Origin of the sequence: Miltoncostaea oceani (assembly GCF_018141545.1) — a bacterium.
Taxonomy (GTDB): Bacteria; Actinomycetota; Thermoleophilia; order Miltoncostaeales; family Miltoncostaeaceae; genus Miltoncostaea; species Miltoncostaea oceani.
In genome coordinates, this window is the sequence record NZ_CP064356.1 from 208,683 (window position 1) to 226,383 (window position 17,701).

The 17,701-nt window shown below is 70.1% G+C and carries 13 protein-coding genes and 1 pseudogene; 8 read left to right on the forward strand and 6 right to left on the reverse strand.

The window, feature by feature from the left end; all coding sequences use genetic code 11:
* Positions 1-137: 137 nt before the first annotated feature.
* Positions 138-3,803 carry a DEAD/DEAH box helicase gene (locus IU369_RS01005; RefSeq protein WP_425516806.1) on the reverse strand — a complete coding sequence of 1,222 codons (3,666 nt, stop codon included), beginning with the start codon at positions 3,801-3,803 and terminating at the stop codon, positions 138-140.
* On the opposite strand from IU369_RS01005, the pseudogene IU369_RS23775 reads away from it, so the two are divergent.
* Positions 3,717-4,016 (forward strand): annotated as a pseudogene (locus tag IU369_RS23775) (hypothetical protein); the annotation flags it as partial. The gene IU369_RS01005 and the pseudogene IU369_RS23775 sit on opposite strands and share 87 nt — an antisense overlap.
* On the opposite strand, the gene IU369_RS01010 reads toward IU369_RS23775, so the two are convergent.
* Complete coding sequence (locus IU369_RS01010; protein ID WP_217922700.1) at positions 4,011-4,289, reverse strand: hypothetical protein; 279 nt, start codon at positions 4,287-4,289, stop codon at positions 4,011-4,013. The pseudogene IU369_RS23775 and the gene IU369_RS01010 overlap by 6 nt on opposite strands.
* A 245-nt stretch (positions 4,290-4,534) precedes the next feature.
* On the opposite strand from IU369_RS01010, the gene IU369_RS01015 reads away from it, so the two are divergent.
* The gene (locus IU369_RS01015) at positions 4,535-4,675 is read left to right on the forward strand and encodes a hypothetical protein (RefSeq protein ID WP_217922701.1); all 141 of its coding nucleotides are present in this window, start codon (positions 4,535-4,537) and stop codon (positions 4,673-4,675) included.
* Here the strand turns inward: IU369_RS01015 and IU369_RS01020 are convergent.
* The gene (locus IU369_RS01020; RefSeq protein WP_217922702.1) at positions 4,672-5,757 is read right to left on the reverse strand and encodes a DNA cytosine methyltransferase; all 1,086 of its coding nucleotides are present in this window, start codon (positions 5,755-5,757) and stop codon (positions 4,672-4,674) included. The genes IU369_RS01015 and IU369_RS01020 overlap by 4 nt on opposite strands.
* Before the next feature lie 84 nt (positions 5,758-5,841).
* Here IU369_RS01020 and IU369_RS01025 point away from each other — a divergent pair, with 84 nt between their 5' ends.
* On the forward strand, positions 5,842-6,324 hold the full coding sequence (locus tag IU369_RS01025) for a very short patch repair endonuclease (protein ID WP_217922703.1): 483 nt from the start codon (positions 5,842-5,844) through the stop codon (positions 6,322-6,324).
* Here the strand turns inward: IU369_RS01025 and IU369_RS01030 are convergent.
* Complete coding sequence (locus IU369_RS01030; RefSeq protein ID WP_217922704.1) at positions 6,321-7,301, reverse strand: HNH endonuclease; 981 nt, start codon at positions 7,299-7,301, stop codon at positions 6,321-6,323. The genes IU369_RS01025 and IU369_RS01030 overlap by 4 nt on opposite strands.
* A gap of 886 nt (positions 7,302-8,187) precedes the next feature.
* Between IU369_RS01030 and IU369_RS01035 the strand changes: the two genes are divergently transcribed.
* The 5 genes from IU369_RS01035 to mobF all read left to right on the forward strand — a co-directional run bounded on the left by IU369_RS01035 (position 8,188) and on the right by mobF (position 14,293).
* Entirely contained in the window at positions 8,188-8,601 is a 414-nt protein-coding gene (locus IU369_RS01035; protein ID WP_217922705.1) for a single-stranded DNA-binding protein, read from the forward strand.
* On the forward strand, positions 8,579-9,193 hold the full coding sequence (locus IU369_RS01040) for a winged helix-turn-helix domain-containing protein (protein ID WP_217922706.1): 615 nt from the start codon (positions 8,579-8,581) through the stop codon (positions 9,191-9,193). The genes IU369_RS01035 and IU369_RS01040 overlap by 23 nt, the downstream gene beginning before the upstream one ends.
* A complete protein-coding gene (locus tag IU369_RS01045) occupies positions 9,190-9,498 on the forward strand; it encodes a hypothetical protein (RefSeq protein ID WP_217922707.1) in 309 nt (102 codons plus the stop codon). The genes IU369_RS01040 and IU369_RS01045 overlap by 4 nt, the downstream gene beginning before the upstream one ends.
* Positions 9,495-11,111 carry a ParB/RepB/Spo0J family partition protein gene (locus IU369_RS01050; protein WP_217922708.1) on the forward strand — a complete coding sequence of 539 codons (1,617 nt, stop codon included), beginning with the start codon at positions 9,495-9,497 and terminating at the stop codon, positions 11,109-11,111. The genes IU369_RS01045 and IU369_RS01050 overlap by 4 nt, the downstream gene beginning before the upstream one ends.
* A gap of 320 nt (positions 11,112-11,431) precedes the next feature.
* Positions 11,432-14,293 (forward strand): MobF family relaxase, encoded by a 2,862-nt coding sequence (gene mobF / locus IU369_RS01055; RefSeq protein ID WP_217922709.1) that lies wholly within the window; start codon positions 11,432-11,434, stop codon positions 14,291-14,293.
* 1,017 nt (positions 14,294-15,310) lie between these two features.
* Here mobF and IU369_RS01060 read toward each other — a convergent pair.
* A complete protein-coding gene (locus tag IU369_RS01060) occupies positions 15,311-15,943 on the reverse strand; it encodes a hypothetical protein (RefSeq protein ID WP_217922710.1) in 633 nt (210 codons plus the stop codon).
* 120 nt (positions 15,944-16,063) lie between these two features.
* Positions 16,064-17,587, reverse strand: coding sequence for a hypothetical protein (locus IU369_RS01065; RefSeq protein ID WP_217922711.1), 1,524 nt, complete (start codon positions 17,585-17,587; stop codon positions 16,064-16,066).
* Between the last annotated feature and the right edge of the window lie 114 nt (positions 17,588-17,701).

Consider the following 17,701-nt stretch of genomic DNA (forward strand, 5'->3'; position numbering starts at 1 on the left):
CAAGACAAGGCGAGTGGCCTCGTCGCTGACCCTACGTCGTGGGCCTACACGCAGCGCATGGTGGATGCCGGCATCCGGCCGAGCCGCGGGCGCCCCGGCATCGTCCCCAACAACGTCCTCGCCGAGTTTGAGCGACCTTAAGGCGACACCAGGATCTTCGGTTGGGCGACGGACAAGACGGCGTCCCGAAAGACGCTCAAGAGCTGAACTATCTGTAGCGCGCTCGTCGCCCCGACTCCGAGGTCGAGGTCGAGCTGCGCCCTGCTTAGGCCGGGTTGAGCAATGCCAATTCCACCGACGACGGAGGGCTTACGGCGGGTCAGCGACATTGTCGCCCAACGAGTGTGGAGACCAAGTAGGACCTCAAGCTGCCGACGGCTTCCTTCGACGAGAATCGCCTCCGGGTGGCTCCGCCCCGATAGCCTTGCGGCGAGCTGATCCCATAGTTGGCGGTCCGTCGGCCATCGCCTGCTCTTGATGGCCTGGGCGGTCACGACCTCAAAATCCGTGACGCGGACGCTGGGTGACGCACCGCCAGCAAATTTGGCATGCCAGAGATCGACGGCGACCTGTCCCGTCGGCAGCGTCTCGATTACGATGTAGTCGGCGATCTCGCCAGCTCCGTCGTTCGAGAGGATCCACCGCCGCCGCCCACGTGGAGCCTGCTCTCGGAGGAATACCTCAAGGGATTCGTGGACGGAAGCGCCCGCGCCCTTTGCCGTCGCCTTCGCCCTCGTTTCTGCGGTGATGTCGACCCCCTGCCAGTCACGTGTCAAGATGAGTTCACTCGGCAGCGACCTCATGACACCGCTGGGCGGGAACAGCTCGCGACCCCGAACCGTCGATCCATCCAAGAAGAAGACCGTCGGCGGCCGATCAGTGAGCAAGTCCGAGAGGAGGGTCGGATTGCTGTGACCCCGGCGAACCGTGATCTCAGGCTGCGTAGGTGTCACTGTACCGAAACAGTCGATCTCCCCAGTCCAGATAACCGTTTCACCGCTTGGGCTCGGGGCAATCGCCGCCAGAGGAAGCCGATCGTCGCCGGAGGGTGGTGGCGCTCCTCTATGAAGGGCGGCGTCACCGCCGACCATATCTATGAGATCGAGCGATCCGTGCTCATCGAGGCTCCATTCGGCACCGAGCAGGGCATAGTCAAGAGCGACTGCGAGAACTTTGGCCTGCGGCCAGACAAGGAGTGAGCGTCCTCGATTGATTTGAGGAAGTAGCGGCCCAGAGGGCGCAATGGGCGGATACCAATACCGAGCGGCTAGGTCGGACGCAAAGTCCTCGTACATTCGAAGTGGCGTGTATCTCGTTTCCCAGTACTTACTCTTGCCCGTTGACACCCCGGCGGTGAAGGCACCGGCATCGCCTGACACCTGCACCATCGCGTGCCCAAGCGCTGATTGGGCGGTGTCGGAGTCCCGGAGGCCGCTCTCGATCGAACTTCCCGCGAACATCCTGTAGCTCGGTGATCCGCGAGTCGGCCCGTACGTGCTCCGCACTCCCACCGACGACACGGAGATGCGCGGGAGGCTGTCGAAAGCCAGCTGGACGCGCCGTGCGTCTCCGGGCCTGAGAGCGTCGTCTCCACCGATGGCGGACACGAGTTTCCTCTGTGCGCTGCTTCGGGCGGTGTTCACGAGTACGAGGTCGGGTTGATCGACCTGGGGGGCGCGTCTGTAGGTTAGAAGATGCAAGTCGTACTCGACGGAGTCGAGTGCGTCACCACTGTTCCATCGTGGGCGAACCGGTTGACCGGTGACCATGAGAAGTGTCGTGTGATCCGGGTTCGTACCCGAGTAAAGAATCCGCTGTCCGGCAAAGAGTTCGCCCACCGCAAGCTCCTCGGGAACCTGACCCTCGAGGAAGCTCGGTACCCAAGGGACATCGGCGCGGACCTCAAGAATCCGAGCGCGCCGTAGTGGGTGAATGTGAGCGACTTCTACCTGCCCTGTCGAAGGAGCGAACAGCCGCGCGTAGCCTCTGTCCTTTAGGTCATCTTCAACGAAAGCGTCGATGATCCCAGGGAGGACAACGGCCCAATCGCTGTCCTCGGCGTAGAGGCTTCGGACCACACCCTGTAGATATGGGTATACGTCGGCGTCTCTTGCCGTCACGAGAGTAGATCGCTGAGGATACCGCGGATCGACCCGCGCGAGTCGGCCGATGAGCTGCGCGGTGGGCTCAAGCGACTTGTGTTTGTCGTGATAGGCGGCTATTCGGAGGCTCGGGAGGTCGAACCCCTCTACGAGCATTCCAACCATGACCACGCCTCGGAGGTCGCCCTTCCGAAGTCCCTCGATCACGGCGCGTTGTCGCGCTCGCCCTAGCCCACTGTGGAGGACGGGTACCTCGTGCCCAGCCGCCTTGTAGAGCGCGGCAAGCTCGTGCGCTCGCCTCTTCGTGCCGGCTCGGATCAGCATCTGGCTTGTCTTGTGCTCGGGACGCTTCAGCACGGCGTCGACCGCCTCAACGATGAGGCGGTCGATCTCGTCCTTCGCCGCTCCCTCGTCGATTTCGATCACGCGGGGGTCCACTGGCTGATAGAGACGGTCGTCGATCGCTTGGCGGAGCGGGTAGTAGTAGACGAGTTTTCCCGGAAGCCGCTTCCGGTCACGCCGTTGAGGCGTGGCGGTTAGGAGAAGATGCTGAGCCTCGAAGTGGCTGAGGATCGCCGACCAGGTGGCGGCCGGCGCGTGGTGCGCCTCATCCACAATGACGAGATCAAAAAGGTCTGGCGGTGGCGGAGAGTCCACATAGTGAACCGGACTTACGGAGGCCGGGATGCCGACCACGACGTCAGCCTCTAAAAGCCGTTTCCAGTCTGTGCTCCGACCCTCAACCTCCAGAACGTGGGGTTGGGTGACCCCCTCCTCACGCAGCGCCCCAATTCTGCGGAGGACATCTTGTGTCTTGAACTGCTCCGCTGTCTGTCTACGTAGCTCCCTCGTCGGCACCACGACAAGCACTCGAGACGCCCCGGCGACAAAGGGGGCCGCTAGAGCGACGGCTGTCTTCCCGACCCCAGTCGGTACCGAGATCAGCGGGGAGTCCTCGCCTGCGAGGCTCCACTGGGAGAGCGCTGCACCGAGTGCAGCGAGCTGTGGCGGTCGCCACGCGGGGGCACCGACCCTGCGAAAGAGCTGGAATCCTCTTTCGTCTGACCTGTAGTAGCCCGCCATCAGCTCGCAGCCACTCGGCGGCTCGCGCGCGTGGGGCAAATAGAGGACGTGCGCCTGGGTGCGGCCGTGGATCGGCAGGGGGGCAGGTAGTCGAGTCGCTCCGTGCTCATATGCCCCACGATGGCCGGTGCGTCGGACAACAGAAAGCATCGGGTGCTCCGCGCGGGCCCCCGTTTTCGACGAAGCGCACGAAACCTCCCTAACTTCGGAGCGGGTCGTTGCGAGTGCTGGTGCCGAGACGAGTAGACGCCTGCGTCCGACCCGGCTCTCAGGCATCGGAAGCAGAGCGCGGTGGCGTCGGCGATACTGCCGGCCGTGAGTCGCCACCGTTCTGGTCGCAGCTACATCAACGCCTACGAAGCCGTGCGTCGCGCCAGTGACCACGGATTTCTGGAGCAAGCGGTCGTGACAGCGGGCGCTCGGATCGTCTACTCGAGCGGCCCCAGCGTCGCCCCGCTCTTCCTGACGATCGAGCACCCCGACGGCGCTCGAGAGGGCGTGGTCGTCTACGCGTTCCACGCAAATCGGCGGGTGACGCGGAACCGACCCGCTGACGAGCATAGGTGTCAGGTTCGATATGGGAACGTGAACGACGATGCCTGGCGGCTCGCCGAGCATCGGGTCGCGTTCGACCCCGCGGCTGCCGACGTGACCTTGGTCGTTGCCGTGGAGCCCGAGGCCGAGATCATCGTGGCGCTCGACCCCCTCCTCTACGACCCCCTCCCGCTCGGGATCTCGGTCTTCTGGAAGGATGCCGAGGTTGCCCTGGCGCAGGCCACAGGCTGGCATGCCTGGGAGCGGGACAACATCACGGGCGCCAACCGGTCAGCCCGCAGCGCCACCCTCGGGGTCGAGGCGCTTCTCGCCGTCGCTCCCGAGCGCATCCTGGAGCTGATCCGCTTCGAGCGCACCGCCCAGGCCCTTCGTCTCGACCCGGCCCTTCGCCTTCGGTCTGCGCAGGACTTCCCGGCGACGGCTGGCGGTCCCATCGGGCTCCACGCGCTCGAGCGCGAGTATCAGCTGCCCGCGAGGGAGATCCTCGCCATCGTCGGCGAGCGGGCGCGCCTTGCGATGGCCGTCCGGGGCGGCGTCGCGGAGCATCACCTGGGGCTGCTCCTTGCGGGACACCCCGAGGTCGCCGGGGCTGAGATGGGGCTCCAAGAAGGGCCGCCCGACTACATCGTGACCTGCACGACGGTAGGTCCACGACGATCGAGTGCAAGAACGCCTCGCCCAAGCTCTACGCCGATGGGACGCCGAAGGTCGAGGTTCAGAAGACCAGGACCTCGAAGGCTGACCCCGCTAGTCGGCTCTACGAGCCTTCGGCCTTCGACATCCTCGCGGCCTGCATGTACGGGCCGACCGGTCGCTGGGAGTTCAAGTTCCGCCGCTCCGTCGATCTTCGCGCTCACGAGGACCATCCCGGGAGGATCGCACCGCTGCAGCGCATCACCGATGAATGGGCGAGTGACCTCGCGGACGTCCTCTAGGCTCGAGCGAGCACGCGCTCAGCCTCAAGCGGCAGTCCCTCGGAGACGCGGTCGAGCCAGGCAAGCGATGCGCGAACGGACAATGCGACGGCCTTCGCGAGCCGCGGCGGGACGGCGTTGCCGATCTGGCGGAACTGGGCGACCTGAGGTCCGCGGAACTGCCAGCTTGGATCGAAGGTCTGGAGCGCGGCCGCCTCCTGAACAGTCAGGCGCCTGAGGCGATCCGGGGCGACGTCGATGGGGTCTTCACCGGCCAGGAGGCGAGCGTGGTAGCCGCGCACCCAGGGCTCGGCACCGTGGGCCAGCTCCTCCTGGTCGATGATGGGCGTCGCGTTGCCGCCCATCGACGCCGGGAGCGTCTTCGCCGGGCCGCCCAGGTCGAGCGGGCGACCTGAGCCGTTGAAAAGGAGGCTCCCGTGGTGCGCGCGCGGCCTCATCACCGGCCGGCTCGCGGGAATGACCCGGGCCGCGCAGAGTGCGTCGTTGCCCGGCTCTCCAAAGGCGGGCAGGCCCCGGAGGGCCTCCCGCACGCTGGGCGGCGACCCCTTCGACGTGGGCAGGGGGCAGAGAGGCGCCATCCCCCGCGTTCCGACGAGGAACATCCGCTCGCGAGTCTGCGGGACCCCGAAGTCGGCGGCGTTCAGGAGGAATAGCTCGACCTGGTAGCCGAGCGCGCGCGCGGTGCGCCGAAGGTCTTCGCGGACCGCTGACCACCGATCGCTCACGGCAAGTGCCTTCACGTTCTCCAAGACAAAGGCCCTGGGGGAGAATCGAGCGACGAGGTCCATGAAGGCATGGACGTGGGTGCTCCGAGGGTCCTCCGGGTCCATCTTCCCGATCACCGAGAACCCCTGGCACGGTGGGCCGCCGATGATCACATCGACCCCAGAGGCTCCGAGCGGGACGACTCCTGGAAGCTCTCCGTGGACCACATGGGCTCCGAGGTTCGCGCGGTAGGTCTCCACGGCCCAGCGATCGGACTCAACGGCTGCGACGATCTCGAACCCCGCGTCGCGGAAGCCGCAGTCGAGGCCGCCGGCTCCCGAGTAGAGCGAGAGGACGGTGGGGGCGGTCGCGGTCACGGGGCCGATTATGGACCGTGGCCACGGACGTCGTCGTCACGGGACGTGACGACTTGCGCCCCAGATTGCTCCAGGATCAGGCACATGAGCGCCAGCCCCTACCCGTTGCCCTCGAGCGACGCCGTCAGCGTCCGGATGCGCGCCAATCGGCGCCGAGACACCCGCCCGGAGACCGCCGTTCGTTCCGCGCTGCACGGGCGCGGCCTTCGCTACCGCGTCGACTTGCCGATCCAACTGCCCGGGCGTCGTCCCGTCCGGCCCGACATCGTCTTCACGCACGCACGCGTCTGCATCTTCGTGGATGGTTGCTTCTGGCACTGCTGCCCCATCCACGGGGTCGAGCCGGCCAGGAACGCCGACTACTGGGGCCCGAAGCTCGCTCGCAACGTCGCCCGCGACAGGGCGGTGGATGCCGCCTTGGCGGATGATGGTTGGACGGTCCTTCGAATCTGGGAGCACGACGACCCAGGCAGCGCAGCCGCCGTCATTGCCGACCTTGTGAGCGAGATGGCCCATCCGGCGACCGGCACACGATCCCACCGGACCCCGAGCGACGCGGCAGGCTAGGAGAGCGCCCAGTCGTAGCGGCCGGCATAGTGGCTGTACCTCTGGGCGAACATGGACGCCAGAGGTCGCAGTTCGGGCTCGAGGGGCTCGGCCAGGGTCCGCCTCGTGTCGTCGACGAAGCTCGCATGAGCGCGGTTCAGTCCCTTGGCATCGCGAATGGACGGGTGTAGGCGGATCTGCCTGGTCTCGGGATCCACCCAAGCCAGATGGGCATCAAGTGCAGCGTGGTGGTTCGGGCAGAGCGCCACGCCGTTCCATGCCTGGTCCTGGGATCCCTCGGCAGCAGCGGGGAAGATGTGCGCGCTCTCGACGAGGCCGAGGCCCAGTTCGCACATCGCGCATCGGCCCGAGTAGGCGCGGAGAACCGCTCGCCTGAAGCGGACGCAGCGCACGAGCATCGTCGTGACCCGGCGCTTGCGCTCTTCGGCCACGTCGGCAGCGGCGGTGACGACCTCGACCGCGCCGACGCGCACTTCGTCAGAGCGCAGCGGCACGTCGAGATGCTCGGCCGCGACGAAGGCCGCGAACAGCGCTGGGTGGAAGTACGTCAGTAGCTCACCCGACGTGCTCTCGCGCGTCTCCCACCCAGCGGTCGCAGCGGTCCGAAGGGCATCGAGGGGCTGGAACACCGAGAAGCGGGTCGCCTTGCCCTCCCGAAGGCGAGCGTCCGCGGCCACGATGACCGGCGCTGGTACGTCCATGAGCGGATCGTCCGCCCAAACGCCGATCAGCAGCGGGAGTCGACCGGTCGGGACGACGATGGGCCGATCCTTGCCGGGGTTCTCGAATCGCCGCTCGCTGGGGTCCTTTCCCCGGTGGGATCGAATGACGGTGCTGAGCCACAGCGCAACCTGGACGGACGTGTCCGGGAGGTGCACGACGCCGAGCGCCGGCCAACGCTGCCCCGAATCCTCGATCTTCAGGACCGAAGAGCCGACCAACGACTGAAGCCGCGCGGTGACGTTCTCTCGACCCATCGTCCTCCCTGCTCGTCCGCATGTGCCGAGGGCAGGCTATTGGGCCGACCGGATGCGGATGCGGGCCGCGACTGCGCCGGCGAGGGTTTCTCGATGGTCCCTCGTCCGTCTCTCTCCGCGCGTTCCGGGGAGTCCTCGCGAATCCCTAGGGCGTACCGTTCGGGGCATGGGAGCCGGTCAGTCGAGCGCGAACTCAGCCAAGGCTCTGGCCGCAGCCGCGGCCGCCGCCGAGGCCCACCGGGCGGCGCTGCGTGCCGAGCTTGACCTTCTGGACGAGAGGGACCGAGCGCTCGTCACGGCGATCCGAGCGGGAGCTCGGCTCGAGGAAGCGGCTGAGGCGGCCGCGATCTCACGCGCGGCCGTGTCGAAGGCAGCCCGCAGGACCCTGTCGAGCCGAACGGGGAGGGGCGGTCCGTACTCGCGACGCCGGGGGACCTCAGCAGCCCTCGGTGGTGTCGCTGAGGCGGCGCGGAGCTTGGCTTCTGCCAGGGAGCGCACACGCCTGGCCAAGGCTCAGCGAGATAGGGAAATCGCGAACGTGGTGGCCGACGGCGCCGGTGTATCTGAGACCGCTGGCGTGATCGGGATGACACCGGCGTCGGTCTCAGTCATAGCCCGATCGAGCGCAACCGTGAGGCCATAGACGTAAGCGCTGGCGCAGTTGCATCTCCTATGAGATAGGCGACGAGCTATTTAGATGTGGTTGACGAAAGTGCCTGTGCGGATGTAGCGTCGCGGGCACAACAAAAGAGGCCCGGCGACGCGCCAACGCCCCGGGCCGTGGCAACCGAAGGAGGCCTTCGGATGCGTTACGACCGTACCAACGGGTGCATCGCCGCGCTCGCGCGCGCTGACGCTCGCCCTTACAAGGGAAGGTGGGCGCACCGTGCCCGCTGACCTCAACACCGTCGGGCTCGTCGGTCGACTGACCCGCGATCCCGAGCTTCGCTACACGGCCGCCGGTGAGGCGGTCTGCGCGATGCGCCTGGCCGTCGCCACGCGCACGCGCACCGGGGAGGACTGGGAGGACCGGCCGAACTTCTTCGACGTCTCGGTCTTCGGCCGAAACGGCGAGGCCGCTGCCGAGCACCTGACCAAGGGGCGGCGCATCGGCGTCGCCGGTCGCCTGGCCTGGCGCGAGTGGCAGGCCGACGACGGCTCGCGCCGTGAGGCGGTCCAGGTGATCGCGTCATCGGTGCAGTACCTGGACGCCCCGCGCCCCGCTGAGACCGAGGCCGTGCCGGTCGGCGGGGGCGCGAACGGAAAGGGGGCGCCTGGTGGCGACGACGCATCCCTCTGAGCGCCCCGCGCTCATCCTCGCGCCCGAGGTCACCAACGACGTCGCGGGCGCAGCCATCGACGAGGCCGAGGCCGACCGCCTCTACGCCGAGGCGATGGCCGCCGCCCGCAGGGCCGCACGCGTCGCCGCCGAGCTGGAGCGCGCCGCGGCCCAGGCCCCACAGCCTGGCTGGCAGCTCGCGGCGGCGTCCTGCCGTCGTGCTGAGGGCAGCCTGCGCGCCGCCGCCGAGGCGGTCCCCGAGGTGCCGGTCGACGCGACCGCCGAGCCCCGGCGGGCGCTGGTGATCGATCCGTTGTCGATCGACCGCCTTCGCCGGGCTGCCTTCTGGGAGGGCCGACCCCTCACCCTTACCCGGATGGAGTTCGATCTCCTGGTCGCGCTCGCCGAGCGAGCAGGGGAGGTCATGCACAAGGACGACCTGCTGCGTCAGGTCTGGGGCTACGCCGCCCGGGCGCGCACGCGCACCGTCGATTCGCACGCCTCGCGCCTTCGCCGCTCCCTGATCGGCGTGGGAGCGCCCGGCACGATCATCGTCAACGTCTGGGGCATCGGCTATCGCCTGGTCGTGCCGGACGCGGAGCGGGCCGCGTGAACCGGCCGGGAGACGACACAAGCGGCCTTCGTGCCGCCGTCCGCGCGGCGCTCGAGGCCGCCGACCTCGAGCCCGCCGTGCGGGCGCTCCTCGAGCTGCGCTTCCCCGCCGAGGGGCCGGGCGCCAGCCTCGACGAGACAGGCGCCGCCCTGTCGATGAGCCCCGCGATGGTCGCCCACATCGAGTTCGCCGCGCTCTGCGCCGTCGCCGCCCGAGGGCGGCCCGGCGCGAGCGCCGCCATCCAGACCGCGAGCGCAGCCGCCACGACGGCCGGCCCCTCGCACGCCGAGAGGAAGAGCGCATGACCACCGAGACCAAGGACGCCACGACGAGCACGCTCGCCGTACTCGACATCGAGGCGATCACCACCCGCGAAGGATGGAATCCGCGCACCCACGACGACGAGACGGAGCATCAGGCGCTGACCGCCTCGGTGCGCGCCCAGGGCATCCTGCAGCCGCTCCTGGTCGAGCGCACCGACGTCGGCCCGGTCCTGATCGACGGCCACCGCCGCCTCGCCGCGGCGCGCGCGGCGGGGCTCACCGCCGTGCCGGTGATCGAGCGCACGGGGGATGAGGGGGAGGCGGCGCAGCTTGCCGCCGCCTTGGCCGCCAACCTGCGCCGCAGCGGCCTGGATCCGATCGAGGAGGCGCGCGCCTACGCCCGCGCCACGGAAGCCGGTTGGCCGCAACGGCGCATCGCGGAGGCGGTCGGCTGCTCGCGCCGCCACGTCTCGGAGCGCCTTCGCCTGCTGCGCCTGCCCGAGTCGGTCACCGAGGCGATCTCCGATGGCGTCCTGACGCTTGCCAGCGTCCCGCGCGTCGAGGCCGTGGCCGCCGTGTCGGCCTCCGTCGCGGAAGGCCTCGTGGCCGCCCTGCGCGACGGAGCGGCGACGTCGGCCGATCTCACCGAGCGGCCCGACGTCGTCCTCTCCGAGCTCGCGGAGCATCGCCCGGAGGGTCTGGTCCTCGCAACCCTGCCCGGCTACCTCGACCTCTCCCACCTGCTCGACCCGGAGGCCGACGCCGAGTTGTCGGCCCGCGCTGAGGCGGCCGGGGTGAGTGGTGTCCACCTGACCGTCGAGGACCTCGACGCCGCGCGCGCTTACGGCTGCCTGATCGAGTTCACCGAGCGCGAGGACTCCTACTGGCGACGCGGTTGGGTCGCGGACTCCCCCTGGCTCACCGACCGGGCGCGCCTGCACATCGAGCGCGTCGAGGACCGCGCCGCAGAGCGCGAGCGTGAGGACGCCGTTCGGCGTGCCGCCGACGACCAGGCGCGCGCCGAGCACGCCGCCCGCGACGCCGAGGCGCGCGGTGAGGATCCGCAGGCCGCAGCCGCCTCGGTGGCCGGCGAGTCCGACGGCGAGCGCCGGGCGCGCGAGCGCGCTGAGGCCGCCGAGGATCGGCGCAGCGCGCGCCTCGCGAACCTCGACCTCGGCCGTCGGGCGCTCCTGGCCTACGACGAGCCGCAGGCGATCACGACCGAGATGGCGCGTGCCCTGGCGCTCGCCGCCCTGCACCACCACCAGGCCGAGGCCGCGCGCGGCCTGGTGCTCTGCCACGAGCGCCTCCAGACCACTGAGACGAGAACCACGAAGGCCGGAGCGATGAGCGAGAAGGTCAGCTACGCCGAGCCCGACGAGGCCGAGCGGGCGCTCAGCGAGTGGATCGAGGGCGCACGCACGCCCGAGCAGGTCATCGGGCGCGCCCTCCAGGCGCTGGCGCTCGGGTGGTTCGCCGACCAGGCGGCGCTACCTCGGAGCGAGCGTCGGCCGGGCGTCGTGCCGGGGCGCTGGGGCGGTGGCATAGCCGCCGGCCTGCCGGCCCTCGCGGCCGCCCTTGCGCGCCCGGTGCTGCCCGAGCGCATCGCCGCGCAGCTGCGCGAGTCCCACGACCCCGAGGCGCTCGCCGCGTAGGGGCGCGACACCGACCGGGACGGACGCGGCGCGGCTCTTGGGTCGCGCGCGGCGGGCACCCGTCCCGGTCTTCGCTCCGTTCCGCGCTGGCCCGAGCGCCCGCCGGGCTATCGGGGCCCGTCGGGCTGCGCCCGTCGAATCGGACAGACGAAGCACACGTCGAAGGCAGGCTCGCAGCCACCAGAGCCGCACACGCCCACGCTGCTCGACTCCCCGAGGTCCCTTCCGGCGTAAGGCGACCCGGACGGCACCGCCCTGAATCAGTTCGCCTCGTGTTCTCAACAGACCGGCAAAGATGGCGGGCGCACTTGCATCATGTGATGCTCGACTCCGAGATGCTCACGATCCGCGCCGCCAAGGGGCCCGATTACTACGAGCGTGCCGAGTTCGCCCGCGACGACTACTACGAGGAGCGCGGGCAGCTGCGGGGCAGCTGGGAGGGGACGGGCGCCGAGGTGCTGGGGCTCAGCGGCGCACCCGGCGACGGCGCCCTCGGGGAGCTGCTGGAGGGGCGCGATCCGAGCACCGGGACGGAGCTCGCGGGCACCGGCCAGCGCCGCGGAGGGAACGTCGCCTTCGATCTCACCTTCACCGCGCCGAAGAGCGTGAGCGTGCTCGCGGCTGTCGGCGACGAGTCGATTCGGCAGGCCGTCCTCGCAGCCCAAGCGGACGGCGCGCGGGCGGGGCTCGACTACCTCGAGCGCCGTGCCTGCTTCGTTCGGCGCGGCCGCAACGGAGTCACGGTGCTGCCGGGCCAGGGCTTCGCCGGGGCCATGTACTTGCACGAGATGGCGCGCTCCGGCGACCCCCACGTTCACGCGCACGTGGTGATCGCCAACCGGGTGAAGGGACCCGACGGTCGCTGGAGCGCACCCGACATGCGTCCCGTCTTCGCCGAGGCCAAGACCGCGGGCACGATCGCCGAGGCCGCGATGCGCGATGCGCTCAGCCGATCTCTCGGCGTCGGGTGGGGGCCGCTGCGCAACGGGATCGCCGAGCTCGCCGGGGTGCCCGCGAGGGTCTGCGAGCACTTCTCGCAGCGTCACGCCGAGATCGTCGAGGAGGCGACCGCGCGCGGGTACGTGAGCGCCCGCGGCATCGATGTCATCCAGCGCGAGACCCGTGATCGAAAGCGCGTCGTCTCGCGCGAGCGTGCCGCGAGCCAATGGCGCGCCCGCGCGGCCGAGCACGGCTTCGGCGCACGGGAGCTCGCCGCTCTGATCGGCCGCTCGCGAGGCGTGGATGCCCAGGAGCAGCGGGCCGCCCTCGAGGCGTGTCGATCGAAGATGCTCGGGCCGGCAGGCCTCACGCAGCGCAGCGCCCACTTCACCCGTCGTGAGGTGATCCAGGCGCTTGCCGAAGCTCACCCGGGCGGAGCCGCTGCGTGTGTCCTCGAGGCCCTGGCGGACCAGTTCATCGCGACCTCGTGCGTGTCGCTTCTCGCCGCCCGCGTAGAGGCGAATCGTGGACACCAGGAGGCCCTCTTCTCAACGCCCGACATGCTTCGCTGCGAGGCTCGCTTGCTCGCGACGGCCTCAGGCGTGGACCCGCGCGGTGGGATCGTCGCCGCTCGGAGCGCAGTCGACGGAGCGATCAGCGCCCGGCCGACGCTCGGCTCGGATCAGGCGGCAGCGGTGCGCCATCTCTGCTTGGGGGACGCTCGCGTGCGCGTCATGGAGGCAGGGGCGGGGACCGGCAAGACCTTCGCGCTCGAGGCGGTGCGCGAGGCCTACGAGAGCTCGCACATCCCGGTCATCGGTGTCGCCTGGCAGGGCCAAGCCGCCGACGTTCTCCAGCGCGACGCCGGCATCCAGTCGGAGACGGCGGCACTCCTCCTGGACCGCCTCGCTCGTGGGGACACGGACGCCATTCCGGCCGGTGCGGTGATCGTCTGTGACGAGGCCTCGATGATGCCGACGCGCGCACTGGAGCGGCTCGCGAGCGAGGCGGCTCAGCGCTGCGCCCGACTCATCCTGGTCGGAGATCGGGCTCAGCTTCCGGCCATCGACGCCGCGGGTGGCTTCGCTGCGCTCGCTGATCGACTCGGCTCCGCCGAGCTGACCGAGAACCGGCGCCAGCGCACGGACTTACAACGTCAGGTCGCCGAGCGACTCGCCGACGGACGCCCGGCCGATGCGCTCGCGCTCCTCGCTGACCATGACCGCCTCCACGCGTTCGACGACGGCCGCGAAGCGCGCGCGGCGCTGGTCGCGGCGTGGGCTCAGGCCTCGCTCGCTGATCCCGCACGCGGGCTGATCCTGGCTCACGACCGTCACGAGGTCGCCACCCTCAATCTGATGGCGCGGCGCGCACTGGACGATGCCGGCCTGCTCGGGCCCTCGAGGCTGACGGCGTCCGGTCGCGAGTGGGCCGCCGGCGATCGGGTCGTCTGCCGGCGCAACGACTACCGGGTGGGCGTCCGCAACGGTACGCGCGGAACGGTCGTCCAGATCGACTCCGCGAGCAAGGCCTTGCTCGTGCGCGTCGACGACGCAGGGGTGGTGCGGCTGCCCGAGGGCTACCTCGATGACGTCCAGTACGGGTACGCCCTTACCGGGCACATCAGCCAAGGGGCCACGGTCGATCGAACCTTCCTTTCGGCGACGCCGGAACGTGGAGGCAGGGAGTGGGCGTATGTGGCTTCGAGCCGCCAGCGTGTCGATCTCACGCTCTTCGCCGTGCACCACGAGCCCGAGCAGATGGAGTCCGCACTCGCTCGTTCGTGGGCGCGCTCGGATGCGAAACGACTAGCCCTCGACCACGTCGAGGGTCCGTCCCGCTCGACGGCCGTGGATGCTGCCCGAAGTGCCCTCGATGCCGAACTTCCGGAAAGGAGGGCTGCAAGGTTGCGCGATCTTTCGGAGCGTCGGGAGCAGGCCCGGGGAAGGGCAGGGGCGACGTCTGGCGAGGAAGCCGCCGGTGACCGCCTGGAGGCCCAGATCCTTAGCGCTGAACTACGCCAGCTGGCGCACGCGGGAACCGCGTGGACGGTGCTTTCGGAGATCGCCCATCCTTCTCCTCGGGCAGAGCACCTGTTCGGCCCACGGCCCACCACTACGCTCGACCGTCAAGCATGGGAGGCCGAGGTGACGCGCGCGGTGGCCGCCCACCCTGGGCGCGACCCGGAGCGCGCGATCGCTGCCGAACAGAAGGATGCCTCCGGCTCCTACAGAGAACGCTGAGCCGGCGTGTGCGGCCTACTGCCACCGACGCCTCTTGGCTGCCGATTGACCCGATCGGCCTCCGGCGCCTACTGGGCAGAGTGCGCTCGACTTCTCCGTGAGCGCGCCACCGGCCTCGCGGAGAGATGGCTTCCGTTCCGGCTGGTTGGTCTTGTGCGAGCCGGCCGCCGGGCGGGTCGTGGCGCGAGCGCCGCCTAACGCGGTCTGATGCCGGGATGGCGCCAAGAGATGACGATCAGCAGGCCGAGCAGACCCACAAGAAGCAACGTCAGCAGCGTTGCCCGCAGTGTTGCTCCCCCCTTCGTCTTGACCGGCAACCGCCTAGTGGGTTCCCGCACCAGAGTACGGCCTTCTCGGGCGCAGCCCACCGTCGCTCTTGCCTTCGTCCGTCGGCCTCGGGTCCGGCACCTGCCTGCGATGTCGGTGAATCGGAAGGTTCTCGGCGACGACCGCGTTCACTGGTGACGCGGTTCCTGCGAGACCGGAGAGCGACCCGAGCCAGCGTCTGGGCCCGGGTGGCTGGCGGACCGAGCGCCGGCGGGTTCAGGCCCGCGATGTGCCGTTGCCGCCTTGTCATCGTCGGCGTCGGACAATCTAAGGAGCCGCCAGAGGCGACGGCTGACACGAGTCCTCCAGTACAGGGGATGCCCCAGGGGCAGGACCTGAGGACGCGCCGAGCTCGACCACGCGGGCCTCGCCCGGCGGGCACTGCGAGGTGGGGACCGACACGCCCCTCGAGTCGATGCCGACCGTCGCCCCCGGCCCCGCAGGAGTTGACGCTTCGGTTCGGGCACATCCACCGATGCCGAGACCGAGAACGGCGAGGCACGCCGCAAGCCACAGGGCGCGCTGCTGTGTCAATACATCTCTCGCTCGCATGCAGTTCCTTCCTGACGCGGTGCGGCTTTCGATCCCAGCGGAACACACGCCAGGCGCGCCGGCCCTGCTTGCTGCGCCCGGCGCGCCTAGACGACTTTCGGTGGAGCGTGTCTGCGGTCGTGTAGCGGGTGGACCCTTTCAGTAGGCGGTCCACCCGGCCTGCGGATCCGGACCCGGATCCGGCAGGGCCCACAGCACCGTCGCCCGGCCCGCGGCAGCGATGACCGGCGCCGCATCGACCTCGACGCGCGTGAGGCGGATGCCCACCGCTCGCCACTCGCAGACGAACGCCATAGGTCCCGGGGGCGGAAGCGGCCAGACCCAGAAGCCCACCTGGGACGCATGCCTCCCGCCCCCGCCTCCTCCACGCGGCACGAGCCTGGGCGAGGCGGAGGCGGGGCGGCTGGGATCCACCGTCTCGGGGCTCCCAGCCTCGCCGAGGCTGGTGGCCTTGCGCCCGTCCGAGAACTGGACGCCGAAGCGGAATCCCTCCTCATCCCGTGATTCGCCCGGATAGGCGGGCGGAAACGGCTTCCCCCACTCAGTGCCGGGGAACGCGCCGAAGCGCCGCCGGAAGTCCAGGACGAACGAGACCCCGTTCGGCTCGGCCACGACGCTGCTCAGCCCGACCCCGACGTCCTCGGTCCGGGCGAGCACGAGGGAGAGGTCGACGGCAGCCCCGAGGACGTTCTCGGCGGGGCCGATCCAGGGCGGCTGGGGAGGCTCGGGCGGTTGGGGCGCTAGGGGAGGGAGAGGCTCGAAGAAGGGCATGGTGCGATCCTCCCACCCTGCGGGGACGCAGGCACGTGCGGGCTCCTGTGGCGGCGTCAGACGTGTCGTCAGCACCGCACGGTTTCAGAGGTGGCGCGCCTCCGATGGGGCCGCGGGTCGTCAGGGAAGCGAGAAGCGGCCCCTCAGCGTCGCGAGGACCTGGCCACTCTCGCCCAGCGCCTCCGCCGTCGTCGTGGTGCGCGGCGGAGCGCCCCGAGATCTACGGGGCCCGAGGACCAGCGCCCACCCGTTGGCCGCTGCGGCCTCCCGCACCATGCCGGAGGATGAGGTGAAGCGCAGAGTCCGGGTGGCCGTGGGAACGGCGAAGGGCTGGAACCCGGCGGATCCACCGCAGTCCTGAATGCCCTTCGTGCGGGGGCAGCCGAAACCGAAGGCGTCGTCAGGCCGCGGGCCCGCGACGACCGCGCGCGGGGCGCCCGTGACGAGCAGGTAGTTCCAGACCGACCACCGGCCATCCGGCCCGTCGGCCTCCAGCGCACGGCGCAGAGTCGACGGGTCGCCGCGCTCGCTACCCGGAAGCGACAGCATGCGACGGACCTGCGCGGGAACGGGCTCCACCACCTCGCCGAGGACGACCGGTGACGGGCCGATGCGGTAGGTGTCGGCGACCCACACGATCGCCGGGATGGGCCCGTTGCGCGCAACGTCGGTTCCAACGGGACTTCTCACGCCAAAGCCCCCGGTCCCGCTCTGAAAGGAGCCGAACTCGAGCGCCGGTGAGCCTGGCCGGGTATCGAGTCGGCCGGTGGCATCGGCGGTCGTCATCTGCCAGATGTCCCCGTTCGTGCTGAGCGCGATCCGCTGGGGCTGACCAGACGACGCCGCGCGCGCCGACACCTGGCGCAGGAGGTCGTCCCACGTCCGGCGTCCCTCGACGCTCAACACGATCGGCGTCGTGATCGGCCGGCCGGGCAGCGTGTCGTCCGAGGTCGACTTGCCGGTGCCGGTCACCTGGAGTGGCGAGACCGCCGGGCGGTCGCGGACGACGAAAAACTGGGTCGAGCGGAGCCGCTCGGCATCACCACGGGCGTTGCGCACGTACTGGCGGCGCAGGATCGCGAAGCCCTCGGGGAGCTCCAGGATCTGCGATCCCGGCGGCAGCGTTCTCGTGATCCGGCGCAGATCCGCGGCCGTCGGCGCAGGGCCGCGGACGAGGCGCCCGTTGCGGAAGAGATAGGCGACCCGCGCCGGAGCGCCGGGCGCGAGCTCGCGTGCCCGCAGCACTGCCTTGTGAAAGGAGCTGAACGTCCCCACGAGGACCTCATCGAGGTCGTAGACGGCGATCGCCGAGCCCGCCACGATCTCCGAGAGGGTGATCGGCTCGCGGGTGCCGGTGAGGGTGACGCGGGCGCGATCGCGCTCGACTCGCTCAACCGTCGCGCTCACGCCCTTCTGGGCACGCGCACGGGCGTGGATCACCCGCTCCATCTGGGCGTACGCCTCGTCGTCGGTCACGCCGGCCGCAGGCCGGAAGACGATGATGGCGCCGATTCCCGGTCGGCCCGCGGTGGCGGAAGGGGCCGACGGGGCGGGGTCGTCTGCGGCGCCAGTGTCGGCGGGTCGATCGCTCGGTGTCGCGATGATCAGGGCGGCGAGGAGGGCGCCGGTCGCGGCGACTCCCACGATCGCACTGATGGCGCCGATCGGGCGACGCGCTGAGCTGACCGCCCGTCGTGTCCAGATCGACGCCGAGGACCCGCCCGGGGTACCGCGGGCGGCCGAGCGGGCGCCGGCCGC

What these genes read in the sequence shown, in the direction of transcription:
- IU369_RS01030 (WP_217922704.1), bottom strand. Translation starts at nt 7,301, where the DNA reads ATGGGTCGAGAGAACGTCACCGCGCGGCTTCAGTCGTTGGTCGGCTCT.
- mobF (WP_217922709.1), top strand. Translation starts at nt 11,432, where the DNA reads ATGCTCGACTCCGAGATGCTCACGATCCGCGCCGCCAAGGGGCCCGAT.
- IU369_RS01015 (WP_217922701.1), top strand. Translation starts at nt 4,535, where the DNA reads ATGTACGGGCCGACCGGTCGCTGGGAGTTCAAGTTCCGCCGCTCCGTC.
- IU369_RS01025 (WP_217922703.1), top strand. Translation starts at nt 5,842, where the DNA reads ATGAGCGCCAGCCCCTACCCGTTGCCCTCGAGCGACGCCGTCAGCGTC.
- IU369_RS01060 (WP_217922710.1), bottom strand. Translation starts at nt 15,943, where the DNA reads ATGCCCTTCTTCGAGCCTCTCCCTCCCCTAGCGCCCCAACCGCCCGAG.
- IU369_RS01005 (WP_425516806.1), bottom strand. Translation starts at nt 3,803, where the DNA reads ATGCTCGGCGAGCCGCCAGGCATCGTCGTTCACGTTCCCATATCGAAC.
- IU369_RS01050 (WP_217922708.1), top strand. Translation starts at nt 9,495, where the DNA reads ATGACCACCGAGACCAAGGACGCCACGACGAGCACGCTCGCCGTACTC.